The organism is Streptomyces sp. NPDC006923, from assembly GCF_040635655.1.
Lineage (GTDB): Bacteria > Actinomycetota > Actinomycetes > Streptomycetales > Streptomycetaceae > Streptomyces.
The window spans coordinates 1-13,546 of record NZ_JBEYIF010000028.1 but is presented as its reverse complement, the minus strand read 5'-3'; the positions used below and the strand labels follow the sequence as shown (position 1 = coordinate 13,546).

The window sequence follows — 13,546 nt, the reverse complement described above, 5'->3', positions numbered from 1 at the left end:
GCCGTGCCCATCCGTCCCGAGAACCTGCACCGGTACCCGCGCGACTGGAACGAGATCGGCGCGCGGATCCGGTTCGAGCGGGCAGGCGGCCGCTGCGAGTGCACGGGCCAATGCGGCCTGGCGCACCCGGGCGGCCGCTGCCCGGCCGTCCACGAGCAACTCCATCCCGACACCGGCTCCGTGGTCGGCATCACCACCGCCCACCTCAACCACACCCCCGAAGACGTACGAGACGAGAACCTGCTCGCCGCCTGCCAGCTCTGCCACCTGCGCATCGACCACGGCCACCACCGGGTCACCCGCTCGATCACCCTCGCCGCCCGCGCGGCCGCCGCCGGACAGCTCGGGCTCCTCCCCGAGACCGCGCTCACCCGCATCGAGCCGCCCACCCCGCCGCGCCCCACCCGGGTACGCGCCCCCGCGGCCGCGCTCCACCAGCTGCCCTTCCCCGAACCCGAACAGGAGACGACACCCATGGCCCGCATCAGCGTGAAGATCGCCGCGATCCACCCGGACGGAACCGAGTGCACCCACGCGGTCCGCCCCTCCGGCAAGCCCCGCGACCCCGACTCCGGATGCGCCGGCCGCCGCAACTACGCCGTGGTGTGCAGCGCCTGCGGCCCCGTCGGCGACCCGCACGGCCTCCGCGTCCTCGCCGAACCGGCGCAGAGCGCGCACCGCGACAGCCACAAGGCCGCGCTCGCCCCGGCCACCCGCTGACCCCCACCCACTCCGGCCGCCGGGACCAGCGCGGTCCCGGCGGCCGGGACCCTGTCGTACCTACCTCCTCACCCACGCCCTCGCCGGACGCCAACTCCCGCGAGCATCCACCTGAGCACCTGAGTACACGAAGCGGCCCCCTCCGTCCGGACGTCGATCCGGGCGGAGGGGGCCGCTTTTGCGTTTCAGGCTGCCTACGCGTTGACCTTCTCGGTCTCGGCGCCCGAGCCGGTGGAGACACGATCCAGAAGAAGCTCCGCCACAGCCAGCAGGTCCTCGGGCGAGAGGCGCGCCACCAGGGCATCCACGACCTGCTGCGGCGAAGAGCACGGCACGACGATGCGCTGCTCTTCTTCCCCGACCGTCGCAGAGGTATTAACGCCGTTAACGGTTGAGCCCGAGCCTCGCGGCCCGACCGACCCAGCGCTGAGGGTATTAACGGCGTTAACGGTCTGGTCCTCACCCGACTGCCTCCGGGGGGCCCGCTGTCGAGGAGTCTTGGCCGCGGTAATGACCTTCTCCGCCTCAGCAGCCTGCTGCTCTTTCGGCAAGCGGCCGATGCGACGGGCTGGCTCAACCTTGAGTGTTCCCGACTCGACCTTGTCCTGCAGCTCGTCCGTGAGCTCCAGCAGGGCGAGCCTCTGCGACACCCAAGCGGGCGTCTTACCCAGCCGCTTGGCCACCTTCCCCTGGGATCCATGGACGCGGACGAGCTCCTCCAGGGCCTTTGCCTGGTCCAGCGGAGCGACATCTACACGATGGACGTTGGCGATCAGCGCGCTCTCGAGGATGTCCGCCGCCGTAGCGGCGAGCGCGTCGTTGACGTCGATCCGCAGTTCGTCCAGACCAGCCAGCCGGGCTGCCGCCAAACGGCGATTCCCGTCGATGACGACGTAGTCGACCTCGCCGAGAGCCTCCTCCTGACCGGGGTGGGCCGCGAGGAACGCCGCCCGCGTGACCACCGTGACGGGCTGGATCTGTCCCTTCTCCCTAAGGGAAGCAGCAGTCTCATCGATTTCCGTGAGCTCTTCGCGCGGGTTGAAAGGGTTGTGCGCCAGGCGCCTCAGCTCGACCGTCGCCGGCGGCCGCTTCCCTTCGCCAGCGATGATCTGCTGGCGCGTGCGGATCCGACGCGGCGCCTTCTTCTCGCCTTCCTCCTCGTCGATGCTGAACCCGCGGGTCACGCGCTGCGCAGGGGGAGTCATACGGCCAGCTCCTTCGCCAGATCGCGCATCACCTGCGCGTGCTCACTATCCGGGGCGTACTCAAGCAGAGGGATCTCTCCGTCTGCTGCTTCGCGCCCCTCCTTCAAGTCGCCGATGACGGCGAGGACTCCCGGAGCGCTGCTCTTCTCCCACTGCTCCTTGTTCGCCTGGACGAGCTTGCCGCGGCGGCTGTCGTAGGCGTTCACGATGATCCCGAGGGAGTCGACCGTGATGCGTCCCTTCTTGCACAGGTCGTCCATCTGCGACTTCAGAAGCCGGAATGCCCGGTGGGACGCCTTGTTGGCCCAGACCGGAGTGATGACGCCCGAGCGGTCAGCGAGCTCGCCGTCACGCCGACGGACGTAGTACAGAGCGGTGTCCATGTTCAGGCCGAGGCTCGGAGGACCGTCGATGACGATGACGTCGTAGTCCTGCTCCAGCGGCTCCAGCGCACGCTCCAGTGCGGCTTCGCTGAAGCTCACCTTCGACAGAGCGACATCGCGGAGGAAGGCATCGTCGGAGGCGGGGAGAAGGTGAAGCCGATCTCCGAAGCGGTCACCGTCCAGGGCGACGAGCAGGTCGTGGATGTCGCCCTTCGCGGTGCCGTCCATGTGCATCATCAGCGTCTCAACGTCGTCCTCGTACATGAGGTCTTCGAAGCCGAGTTCTGCGGTGAGGTGCCCCTGCGGGTCGTAGTCGACGAGCAGGACTCGGCGACCGGCCTCGGCGAGCGCCTGGGCGATCCCAGATGAGAGGAAGGTCTTGCCGACGCCGCCCTTCTGGTTGGCCACTATGACCCGGACGACCGGCTGAGCGACCAGCGGAGCCGTGGGGGAGGGGTGGTTGTCCAACCACAGAGTCAGCGCCTGGGCCAGCCCTTGCACGTAGGTGACGCCGCGCTCCGTGCACGCCGCCTTGAACTTATCCGGCTCGCCGACGGGGAGGAAAGTCCCCCAGGTCTTCGCGCCGTCCGTCTTGACCTCCGGGAGGCCATCTGCCGTGTACCAGGCGTTGATGGCATGCTCTGTTGCATCCTGGATGTCCATTCCGTGCTCAAAAGCGCGGATCTTCAGGTGTCTACGCAGCTGGGGAGCGAGGGCTGTGATTAGCTTCTCTCGCTCCCCGCGAGGGCTGGGGATGCTCATGCGGCCAAACATTACTAGGCCAAGGTGCGGTTGGGGCGCAGCCGACGATGCTCACGACCGCGTCGCAGGCCCCCTTACTCACCTCGGTCCACACCGGATTCGGCGAGCTGCCGCCCAATGAAGTGCCAAGTGGGCTGGTGCTCACCCTCGTTGACCTCCCTGCCCATCAACCCTGCCAAGAGATCGAGCGCCTCCTGGGTGACATAACGATCAGGGTCAGGTGACTGAAGATGGCGACGGAGCAAATCCCCGTCGAGCCCCGCTCCTGGAGGTAGGCGGCGAACGTGCCCACCACGAGGAAGTTGTAGGAGAGGGCGTCAGTGAGCGCGTAAAGCACCAAGCGATGCCACTCGCTCGGCGAATCGACGTGCCGGTGCGCGACACGGGCCGCCTCATCCAGATGATGCCGACCCCACCGGGTGAAGTCCTGGACGAGAACGATCAGCTCGCTCGGTACGACGTCTGCGGCCGCTCGATGGTCCTGGAATCGGGTTGCGCTTCGAGCCCGTGGCGCGGGCGGCAGCGCGTTGCGAACGTTCTGCAGAGCTGCTCGCCGGTTGATCCCCGTCAGCTCTTGCCGCTGGCGGGCCGCATTCTTGCGTGCGTGCGATGTCATAACGAGTTCCTCGGCGCCTGCCCATGACTCTGCACTGACCGTGGCCTAGCCACGAGGTGGGCTGCTGCGATGACGCGGAGCGTCTAGGGCCTACCAGTCCTCCGGTCATGGGCCGGACGCACACTCAGCCGGGCACCGTCGCGGCAGTAAGGCGGCACCAGCGACCTCAACGAACCATCGTCAGCAGGGTTACGCGCCGCCGACGAGCTCCTTGGTGCTCGGTGGTGTCGCCCGGGTCGTGATGTGAGGGCTTCCGGATTCCGGAGAGCGATGACATTCGCGTCCGGCCCGGGGCCGCTTCCCGCCCGGCGGGCACCTGAGAAGAAAGTTCGGCCGCTGCTCCCGCCTGGCGGGACGTGCCGCTGATCGGTCTTTTCTTGCAGGTCAGAGCCGTGTGGCGTGGTCTGCATGACAGTGGATATCAGAGTGATCCGGGCCGGTCAGATGTACCGGTACTACTTGCGCGAGACCGTCGTCGGCGACGGCCGCCGCCCGGCCCGCACGCCGCTGCGCGCCGCCCAGGAGCAGGCCGGAGTCCCGGCCGGGCGATGGATGGGCCGCGGCCTGGCCGTGCTCGGACTCGCGCCGGGTGAGGAGGTCACCGAGGCGCAGCTGCGGAACCTATTCGGGGAGCGGGGCCGCCATCCGTACGCGGACCGGATCGAGGCCGACCGGCTCGCCGCGGGCGACTCCCCGAAGAAGGCGTATCGGGCCGGCGCCCTCGGACGCCGGGTCACGGTGACGGGTGTCGACTTCGTGTTCCGGCCGCAGCCGACGATCTACCTCCTGTGGGCGTTCGGGGATGACGAGACACGGCGGGTGATCGAGGCCGCGCACGAGCGGGCGATCGAGCGGGTGCTGGAGTGGATCGAGGACGAGGTCGCGGTCATCCGGTACGGCAAGGACGGCATCTACCGGGTGCGGCCGCCCGGCGGTCTGGTCGCCGCCCGCTTCCGCCACTACGAGGCGCGGTCGGGTCGGCCGTTGCTCCACGACCATCTGCTGCTGTCGGTGAAGGGGCAGCGCCTGGACGAGAAGTGGGGCTCGATCCACACCACGGCCCTGCACGAGAACACCGTGGCCGCCTCCGCGCTCTACAACGAACTCGTTGCTGCGGAGGTCTGCGAGCCGCTGGGGCTGGCGACCGAGCCGCGCACCGTCACCCCGGGACGCCGCCCGGTGATGGAGATTGCCGGGGTGCCGCACGAGCTGATCCGCTGGACCTCCCGGCGCAGCGACCAGATCGCCGCCTGCCTCGCCGAGCTGGAGCACGAGTACGTCACCGCCGTCGACGACGACGGCGAGCTGAAGTTCCTGCCCGTGGTCTCCGAGCGGGCCCGCGCCAAGATGAACCAGATCGCCGCCCGCAAGACCCGCCCGCCCAAGCAGAAGACCCAGCCGCTCGCGCAGCTGCGCGTCTGGTGGAAGGCGAGCGCGATCCTCACCTCCAAGGTCGCCGCCGACGTCATCACCTCCCTCCTCGACCACGCCCGCGCCGCGGCCGCCGCGATCCGGGCCCGCGTCGCCGCCGTGGTCGACGTCGCCCTGGCGGCCGTCGACGTCACCGCGACCGTGTTCGTGATGAACGACGGCGGCCGCTTCCACCGCCGGCACCTGCTCGCCGAAGCCCGCCGCCACCTCGCCCTCATCCTGCGCGGCCGCCGCCGCGACCCCGGCCTGGACGAGGAGATCGTGGCCGCCGCCATCGAGACGCACTGCCTGGACATCAGCGAGCCGAAGACCACGATCGGCCTGCTGGCCGACTACCGCCTCTACACCGCCCGATGGGACCTGGCCGACCTCCCCGCCCGGCCCCGCCCACCCACTCCCGCGCCCGACCCGGACCGGCAACCCCCGGCCGACCCCGGCGAGCCGGCTGCGCCCCGGCCACCGGGCCAGGACGCGGGGGAGTGGGAGATCCCCCGCATCCCGCTCCAGTACGACCGGGCCGTCCTCGCCGGTGCGATGGTGCGCGAGAAGCTGCGCACCACCACAACCGCCGCCGCGCGGGGCCGGGCGTACGACGTCGTCGCCCACCAGCAGGCAGCGATGCCCGAGCAGCTGCTCGCGCGCCCGGCCGCCGAAGCCGAGCACGACGACCAGGAGCCGGAGCCCGGCCGCCAGGAGGCGATCGACATGACGGCCGTGCGGGCCCTGCGGGAGTCCCGTACGGATGTGGAAGCCCTCGATCTCACAGCCGACCGACTGCGCCGAATCCGGGAGACAGCCGCCAAGATGGCCGCCGAAGCCCGCGCCCGCGCGGACCGCCACACCGCACAGGCCGACGCCGAGGCGGTGCGCCGGGTGCGCCCGGACGAGCAGCAGGCGCACCGCCCGCCCGAACCCGGACCGCACCGCGGCCGGGAGGCCGGCCACTGAGTGGACCCGATGGTGCGCACCCGGTGCGGTGCGCCCGACGGTGCGGTGCACCCCACTCCACCGAGTGGAGGCCACCGCACCGGAGTGGAGACCACCGTGCCCGGCATCCGCTCCACCGAGTGGAGACCACCGGCCCGGGAGTGGACGCCACCGTGCCCGGCTCCGCTCCACCGAGTGGAGCCCACCCGGTGGAAGTGGACGCCATCGTGCGGGAGTGGACGCCATCGCCCGGGACGATGGCGTCCATCCACCCGGTGCGCGCCTGCCGCATTTCCCCTTGACCTGGGCCCGTGTCAAGGAGGAATGCGCCCGCCTTCAGGCGGTCCACTCCGCCGCACCGACCCCACCCGGTGCGCACCACTCCCGCGCGCCGACCGCACCGGTGGGCACCGCCCACCGAGTGGATGCGCACCGGATGGACGGTGGTGCGCATCGTGGTGCGCACCGGATGGACTCGGGCGCACCACCGCACCGCACCACCGCACCACCGCACCGCACCGGTGCGCTAGGACCCGGTGCGGTGGTGCGGTTACCGGTGCGTTTCGGGTGCGGAGTGCACTGCGTGGGCGAACACCAGATGCTCGAAGCGCATTACCTCCAAGGTGCCGGTGGGTTCCCCGAAGTCGGGGTCCGGGACCACGCTCACCACGAACCGGAGGATGCTGCGTGCGATGCCCAACGCCGCCGTGCTGGAGGAGTCCCGCGCCCAGTCCCGCAGAGCGGACAGCAACACGCACCCGACCTCGTCCAGCGCGAAGGAGTCCGCGCTCGGGTCGCTGTCGCCGTCCAGGGCCGTGATGGGCCAGATGATGTCCTCGGCCAGACGCAGCAGGACGAACACCAACTTCGGGTCCGCGTCCGCCCGCCCAGCGACAGCGGCGGCGCCACCCTGCGACAGCGCCAGGAGGTAGTCGAAGCCTCGTTCCACCTGCTCGGGCGTCAGCGGTATGCGGGACGGGATCAGGTACGGCATGGAGGTCTCCTCAACTGGGTGACGTCGCTCGGATCACGGCGACTCCCAGCAGCCTCGGACGAGCACCCTGTGGATAGAGGCCAGAGAGCTCTCCCCCCTCCGCCGGATGCGGATGAATCAGGACTGCAAGGGCCAAACAGGGCCCCCTTGTCCAGCTTGGTCGGTCCGACCGCCAGCCCGGCCCTGACCCCTTGTCCAGGTCCGCTACCGACCTGCCGCCGCCGTATTTCTCCTTGCCCCGGCCCCGGTCAGACTGCGGACAAGGGGGTCCCCTGCACGCTGCTCCTCCACGCCGACCGCCCCGACCGCCCCGACCGCCCCGGCCGGGGCGGTCGGGGCAGCGAAGGAGACGAGACGATGACGACCACCCACCCAAGGGGCGGGCAGCGGCACCGTGTGGGCCGGTCACGCCGGAAGGCCGGCCCGTGGTGGGCAAGCCCAAGGGGGATCCCTGGGTGCCCACTTCGGATGCCCCTCGGGAACCCCCTTTGGTGCCCGACACCGGGGGTGAGGGGAAAACCCCTTGTCAGCGGCGTGATGGGCGCGAAAACCGCGTCGTCACACCCCTCTTCTCTCCTGCTGCTGTCCGTAGTGCAGGAGATCATCGGGTTCCGGGGGGCCGGGAGGCCAGCCCAGGCCAGCCGCGGCCAGCGGCGCCGGTCGACCGGCGCCGGTCGCGAGCAACGAGGGAGCAGAGCTGATGACGGGGAAGCGGATCACCAACCCGGCGGGGTCGACGAACAGCTACCGCGGCGACGTGCTGCGCGTGCTCGGAGCGTTGAAGGTGGCGACGGCTGATCAGATCCAGCGGATCGGCGCTCCGCACCTGACGTTCCGGCACGCCGACAAGGAGACGCCGTCGAAGCAGAAGCAGGCCCGCACCGCGTCGCACTCCGGTGCGCTCTCCGACATGCGCAAGCACGGCCTGTCCGAGAACGGCGGCTCCACCGAGACGGGGGACTCGCTGCGGAACCTGACTCCCAAGGGCCTGGAGGCCGCCTCCTACGAGCTGCGGCGCCCGGCGGGGGAGATGGGCTCCACCGCGCGCGGCGCGGGCTCCAGCGGGGCCTCACACCCGATGGCCGTCAACGAGACGGTGATCGCGATGCTGCGGCCGAAGCCGAACATGGCCAAGCTCGCCGACGACCCGCCGCAGGTCCAGGCCGCCGCCCAGGCCGCCGTCGACGGACCCGACGGGATCGGCACCATCGCCTCGTACTGGACCGAGGTCCCGCTCCCGGCGACCGGCACCTGGAACGCGCCCGGCAAGGGCGGCGCCCAGGCCGACCTGGTGCTCACCGCACCGCAGGACCAGGTGCCGCTGCTGTTCATCGAGGTCGACAACTGCCACGAGACCGCCGAGGAACTCGCGCTGAAGCTGGAGAAGTACGCCCGCTTCTTCAAGAGGAAGGCGAAGGACACCGACGGCAAGGAGCGCCCGATGTGGCGCACCCGCTGGACGGCCCCGGAGGCCCGGTCCGGCGACAGGACGCACCCGCCCGTCCTGCTGGTGTTCAACCGGATCGGCGAGCGCAACCCCAACCGCACGATCCCGCGCCTGATGGACCTGACCCGGCACCTGTGGGAGGGCGAGCGGCAGAAGGCCGGCCACCACCGCTACGACGGGCGGATCCCGATCATCGCGACCGGCCTGAACAACCTGCGCAAGCACGGCCCGACCGGTCCGGTGTTCCTCCGCTTCGGCCGCGACCACATGGAGCCCCTGCTCGAAGCCATCGGCAACCCCCGCCGCGAGGCCGCCGACGCCCGCGCCCGGGAAGCGACCGCGCGTGCCCAGCAGGAGTACCAGGCCAAGGTGCAGCGCGCGGCGCAGGAGCAGGCCGCGAAGCAGGCAGCCGAGCGAGAAGCCCGCCGTCCCGTCTGCACCGGCTGCGGGGCGAAGTTCACCGACGCACGCTGGGAGGCGGCACAGACGACGGACTGGGGCACCCCGAAGGACTCCCACCCGAACCTGTGCGACGACTGCAAGCAGAAGGCCGGCGCCGTCGTCAGCCCGGCGGCTGCCACGCGAGAGCGCCAGGAGCCGGTACGCGGCGAGGCAGAGCCGGACGACTCCTGGCCCGACCCCCAGCGCCCCGTCTGCACCGAATGCGGTGCCGCGTTCACCGACGAACGATGGAAGGCGACCAAGCCCGTCGGCTGGACCCGGTCCCCGGCGAAACACCCGACTCTGTGCGGGGACTGCGACCAGCGGGAGAACGACCTGGACACAGCCTGGGGTCTGAGCCGCCGGCAGGAGGAGCACGACCAGGAGCAGGACCAGGCCGTGCCCAAGCAGAAGGCCACCGGCTGGTTCTCACGTCGGCGCGGCTGACGCGGGCAAGCCTCCCAGGGGCCTGGGCAAGCCCCAGGTCCCACGCTGGGCAAGCCTCCGAAGGGACGTGGGTAAGCCCAAGGGCACCCTGGGCAAGCCTGTCCTCGCTGAGCCGGGCAAGCCGAAGGTGACCCTGGGCAAGCCCACGCTGTCGGGGGGATTCCCGCTGGCGGGAGCCCGCGACGAAATGGGGTCCTACCGTGGGGCTTTACCGGGCAGACTGGTCGCCGTGACTCCACCGGACGTTCGAGGACTAGAGCAGCTTGAAGCTGCGGTCCTGGACGACAAGACTCCACTCGCATCTTCGCTCCGCCGCTGCCTCATGCTGGGCGGCTACGCTCACCATCAGGAACTGCGGGCCTGGGCGCTCAAGGAGCTCGAAGGCTACGCCGCTGACGATGATCTTCCGGCGTATCGGAGAGTGGCGGCCGCCCTTGAGATCAACGCGAACGTCCACCACTTCGGCGGGGTCACGCAGTACAGCGGTCGCCGGATCAGTCCGCACCTGCTGCCCGAGCCGGCTCGCGAGCGGGGCGTCGGAGAGATGGTCCCCATCCTCAACGGCGTCAAGGAGCTTGAAGGGCTTGTCGCCCGAGCCGAGAAGTCCGTCTTCGTGGCACCGGCCGGGTCGGCGGAGTACGCCCTGCTGATGACCCTGCAGCAGCGCGAAGCCGGAAACGAAGGCACGGAGATCACCTCCCTGCACTGGGATGTAGCCGTCTCGAGCATCGAGGGCATCCTCGACCACATCCGAACCCGCCTGACCACGTTCGTCGCAGAAGTGAGAGCATCCATGCCCCCTGGCCAGCAGGACCCCAACCCCGCGCAGATCGGCGACGCTGCCGAGCGAGCCTTCAACATCAGCGCCGGTGACCACGCGACCGTGCACATCAACGCACCCAAGGCTCACGCCGACCGCGGCGGGACAGCGAGCGCAAACATCAACGAGCCTGGGGCGACTCCCGTGACGCAGCCCATCTGGCAGCGCACCACCGTCCTCTGGACGGCGGCTGGAGCTGTCGGTGCGGTGGCATCGGCGATCATCGCCTGGGCCGCCCTCAAGTAGCCGGACGGGGCTGCCAGCCATTCCGGCCGACAGCCCCAGGGCATCGCTCAACGATCGCTACGCCCACCGCATCCCGATCGCGGACAGCTGCTCCGCCCGCTCCGGGGGCAGCGTCGCGGCCCGGCTGCGCTGGTTCCCGATCCAGGCTCCGAGCCGGAGCTCCCGCTCCTCTTGGTCCTCGCCGACGATCCGTTCGACGTGCTTGCGAGGTACCCGCAGGTGCCCCTCGCGCTCGAAGAACTGCTTGGCGGCCTCGAAGTTCATGGACCACTTGTCGGCCTGAGTACGGCGCTTGGGCTTCTCGTCCTCGGTCGCGGGCTCGATCCCGAGAACCTGCTCGCACATCCACTGCTGCACGGTGGTGAGGTTGTCCCAGCCGTACCGGACCGAGCGCACCCACCGCCCGAGGTCCTCGCCCTGGTGCATCACCTCACCGGGCTCGGTCGGCAGGATGCCGCCGGCTGCTTCGAGGTGGAGCCGGACGAGGTGGAAGGCGCGCTGCCACTCCACCGGCCAGACCGGGCACCACGACGGGTCGATGTCCTCCAGCTGCTCACGCCGCTCGCCCGACATGGCTCCGGCCGACGACTCGACCGGCAGACCCTCGGCACGCCGCTGCTCGTTCTCGGCGGCCTTGCGGGCGGCGGCCCGCGCGTTCTTCAGCCAGATCCCCACCCGGTAGCCCTGGAAGGTGGCGTCCAGCGGCGCCAGGAGGTGCCCGTTCTCGGCGGCCCACCCGCGCGCGGCCGACAGCCCTTCCTCCCACGCGACGTCGAAGTGCGACCACACCATGCCCAGCTTCTCCAGCTGGGCGATGCGGTCCTCGTCCATGTCGCCGCGGGCGTAGAAGCGCCGGTTGTCGGCGATCCACTGTCCGAGGGGGAAGCCTGCGAGCGAGGTCGGCCACCCCACCCCTTCGGCCTCCTCGCCCTCGGGCACGCGGTACGTGAACGGCACCTTCAGGTCGCCGTGCTCGCGCGCGAAGATGACGGCGGCCTCCACCCCGCGCCGCCAGTGCTCGTGCTCCGGGTTGAGGACCCGCAGGTTGATGAACGCGGCCAGCTGCGCCGGGTCGCGCGGCGTGCTGAACTTCAGCAGCTTCCGCGCCGGGGCCGACGGTCCACCGGACCCGTTCCCCTCACCCCGGCCCTCCTGGCCCTGCGCGGCCTTCGAGGCGGGCTTGTAGGCGCTGGGAGCCTGCTCCTGCGCCAACTGCTCCACCACCCGGGCGTCGTGCGCCCTGAGCGCTTCCAGGAGCTTCGCCAGTCCGCCGTACGCCCGGGAGGTCAGCATGTTGTCGGCCGTCTCGCCCGGTCCGAGCAGGACTGGCACGACCAGGCTGGCCATCTTGCCCTCGCCCGGGTGCATCCGCAGCGCGCGGCCGACGGCCTGGACGAGGTCGGGCATGGAGCCGCGGACGTCGGCCCAGTAGACGGAGTCGCAGTTCTTGGTGTCGACGCCCTCCCCGAGCACCTTCACCGAGCCCAGGACGCCCTTCTCCACGACCGTGCCGTCCGTGGCGATGCCGTCGGCGAACTCCCCGAGGACCCGCCGGCGGTGGTTCGGCTTGTGCTCGCCGCACAGCCAGTCCGCCCAGATCGTGCGCGGGTACAGCTCGGGGTCGGCGGCGTGCAGCTGCGCGGCGACGTGGGGGAGGCCGGCGGCGAACGCCTCGGCCTCCTTGACGACGTGGTGGAAGACGAGCGTGCGCCGGAAGTTCTCCTCCGAGGACGCCTTGAGCAGCGCGGTCTGGAGGGCGGCGAGCCGGGCCCCGCGGACCTCGTCCGAGCGGCCCTCGGCGCCCAGGAGCTGCGCGGCCTGGAGCTGGCTGTCGGTGATGTCCACGCACACCACCTGGTAGGGGGCACAGATTCCCCGGTCGATGGCGTCCGAGAGCGTCAGGGTGAAGCAGCGGCTGCCGAAGGGGCCCTCGGGGTCGTCCTCCATGCTCGCCACCAGCTCGCCCGGCGCGCCCTCGGTGTCCTCGTCCAGCTGCCACAGGCGGGGCGTGGCGGTCATGTAGAGACGGCGCAGGGCCGGGATGCGGGTGTTGTCGTGGACGACCGCCCACGGCTTGCCCAGCCGCCCCGACGTCCGGTGCGCCTCATCGACCACGATCAGGTCCCAGCCCGGAAGGCCGGCCTTGTGTGCGCGCTCCAGCGTGCCCAGCCCGAGGGAGGCGTACGTGGCGAACACGGTGACCTTGTCGAACGGCCGCACCCAGTCGACCAGCTCCTCCACGTCCGTGGTGTTGGGGAAGGAGACGTCCTCGCCCCGCAGGGACGAGACCCCGATCATCGGGCCCGTACGGCCTCCCTCGCGCCACGCGGCCTCGGTCTGGGTGAGCAGGTCCAGCGAGGGCACGAGCACCAGCACGCGGCCCGCGTGGAGCCGCTCCGCGCTGCGGGCCGCGACCCGGGTCTTCCCGGACCCGGTCGCCATGATCACCTGCGTTCGAAGGCCCCGTTCGAGCACAAATGATCTTGCAGGCAATTCGAGGGCACGGACAACCGCCTCCACGGCTTCCTGCTGGGCCGCCTCACGCTGATCAGTCCGGCTTGTGGTCGACATATCCGCCTGCCCCCTCCTGGGCTTTAGCCCGGGTAAGAAATGGGAAACTTGCACGTAGAGAGCTTGCGTTCGGCTACGGTGAAGCTCACCAAAACCGAGTCACAGCCTCGGAGCAGTAGCGGGGGAGCATGATCGAAAGCCGATCCAGATCCCCGATGGTGCTGCTATCTGAGTCCAGAGTCTATCTCGTGCTTCAAAGTGAAGCACTCGGAACCCGGAAAGTCCCTCGAATGGGGCTGAATTCTGCTACTGTTCTCTTATGGACACCACGGGAAGAGCCCTGACGGCCGGTCAATCCGGCCCCGTGCTCCCCGGTTCGGCCTGTCACTCTCCCGACTACCCGTCACCCCTCCCCGCTCTTGCTGCCGTTTGTGGCCCGAGCCCGGTGGGCGTGCCTCGCGGAGCGTGGCGCGCCTGGTCCGCACGGGGATCGGGGGCGCGCCTGGGGTGGCTGGAGCGCAGCGGAGGCCACGGGTCGGCCGGAGGCCGGCCCCGACCCGCAACGCGGGCCGGATGCCCTCCCGTTGGCGGTGCGT

General features: G+C 70.4%; 9 protein-coding genes. 4 read left to right on the top strand and 5 right to left on the bottom strand.

The genetic code is table 11. From position 1 onward, the window contains the following. The first annotated feature begins 3 nt into the window (after nucleotides 1-3). The gene (locus ABZ707_RS31260) at nucleotides 4-720 is read left to right on the top strand and encodes a hypothetical protein (protein ID WP_360181531.1); all 717 of its coding nucleotides are present in this window, start codon (nucleotides 4-6) and stop codon (nucleotides 718-720) included. 194 nt (nucleotides 721-914) lie between these two features. Here ABZ707_RS31260 and ABZ707_RS31255 read toward each other — a convergent pair whose 3' ends face one another. The 3 genes from ABZ707_RS31255 to ABZ707_RS31245 form a co-directional block, all read right to left on the bottom strand. After that, on the bottom strand, nucleotides 915-1,925 hold the full coding sequence (locus tag ABZ707_RS31255) for a ParB/RepB/Spo0J family partition protein (protein WP_360181528.1): 1,011 nt from the start codon (nucleotides 1,923-1,925) through the stop codon (nucleotides 915-917). Next, a complete protein-coding gene (locus ABZ707_RS31250; RefSeq protein WP_360181525.1) occupies nucleotides 1,922-3,070 on the bottom strand; it encodes a ParA family protein in 1,149 nt (382 codons plus the stop codon). The genes ABZ707_RS31255 and ABZ707_RS31250 overlap by 4 nt, the downstream gene beginning before the upstream one ends. A gap of 166 nt (nucleotides 3,071-3,236) precedes the next feature. Further along, on the bottom strand, nucleotides 3,237-3,686 hold the full coding sequence (locus tag ABZ707_RS31245) for a hypothetical protein (protein WP_360181522.1): 450 nt from the start codon (nucleotides 3,684-3,686) through the stop codon (nucleotides 3,237-3,239). Nucleotides 3,687-4,094: 408 nt separating this feature from the next. On the opposite strand from ABZ707_RS31245, the gene mobF reads away from it, so the two are divergent. Beyond that, nucleotides 4,095-6,065: a MobF family relaxase gene (gene mobF / locus ABZ707_RS31240; RefSeq protein ID WP_360181519.1), complete on the top strand. Its 1,971-nt coding sequence runs from the start codon at nucleotides 4,095-4,097 to the stop codon at nucleotides 6,063-6,065. A gap of 529 nt (nucleotides 6,066-6,594) precedes the next feature. Here mobF and ABZ707_RS31235 read toward each other — a convergent pair. Beyond that, nucleotides 6,595-7,038 carry a hypothetical protein gene (locus ABZ707_RS31235; RefSeq protein WP_360181516.1) on the bottom strand — a complete coding sequence of 148 codons (444 nt, stop codon included), beginning with the start codon at nucleotides 7,036-7,038 and terminating at the stop codon, nucleotides 6,595-6,597. 700 nt (nucleotides 7,039-7,738) lie between these two features. On the opposite strand from ABZ707_RS31235, the gene ABZ707_RS31230 reads away from it, so the two are divergent. After that, entirely contained in the window at nucleotides 7,739-9,373 is a 1,635-nt protein-coding gene (locus ABZ707_RS31230) for a replication-relaxation family protein (protein WP_360181513.1), read from the top strand. 67 nt (nucleotides 9,374-9,440) lie between these two features. Further along, on the top strand, nucleotides 9,441-10,439 hold the full coding sequence (locus tag ABZ707_RS31225; RefSeq protein ID WP_360181510.1) for a hypothetical protein: 999 nt from the start codon (nucleotides 9,441-9,443) through the stop codon (nucleotides 10,437-10,439). A 57-nt stretch (nucleotides 10,440-10,496) separates the two neighbouring features. Here ABZ707_RS31225 and ABZ707_RS31220 read toward each other — a convergent pair whose 3' ends face one another. Further along, on the bottom strand, nucleotides 10,497-13,010 hold the full coding sequence (locus ABZ707_RS31220) for a Helicase associated domain protein (protein WP_360181507.1): 2,514 nt from the start codon (nucleotides 13,008-13,010) through the stop codon (nucleotides 10,497-10,499). Nucleotides 13,011-13,546 lie beyond the last annotated feature (536 nt).

What these genes read in the sequence shown, in the direction of transcription:
- ABZ707_RS31255 (WP_360181528.1), bottom strand. Translation starts at nt 1,925, where the DNA reads ATGACTCCCCCTGCGCAGCGCGTGACCCGCGGGTTCAGCATCGACGAG.
- ABZ707_RS31250 (WP_360181525.1), bottom strand. Translation starts at nt 3,070, where the DNA reads ATGAGCATCCCCAGCCCTCGCGGGGAGCGAGAGAAGCTAATCACAGCC.
- ABZ707_RS31245 (WP_360181522.1), bottom strand. Translation starts at nt 3,686, where the DNA reads ATGACATCGCACGCACGCAAGAATGCGGCCCGCCAGCGGCAAGAGCTG.
- mobF (WP_360181519.1), top strand. Translation starts at nt 4,095, where the DNA reads ATGACAGTGGATATCAGAGTGATCCGGGCCGGTCAGATGTACCGGTAC.
- ABZ707_RS31235 (WP_360181516.1), bottom strand. Translation starts at nt 7,038, where the DNA reads ATGCCGTACCTGATCCCGTCCCGCATACCGCTGACGCCCGAGCAGGTG.
- ABZ707_RS31230 (WP_360181513.1), top strand. Translation starts at nt 7,739, where the DNA reads ATGACGGGGAAGCGGATCACCAACCCGGCGGGGTCGACGAACAGCTAC.
- ABZ707_RS31220 (WP_360181507.1), bottom strand. Translation starts at nt 13,010, where the DNA reads ATGTCGACCACAAGCCGGACTGATCAGCGTGAGGCGGCCCAGCAGGAA.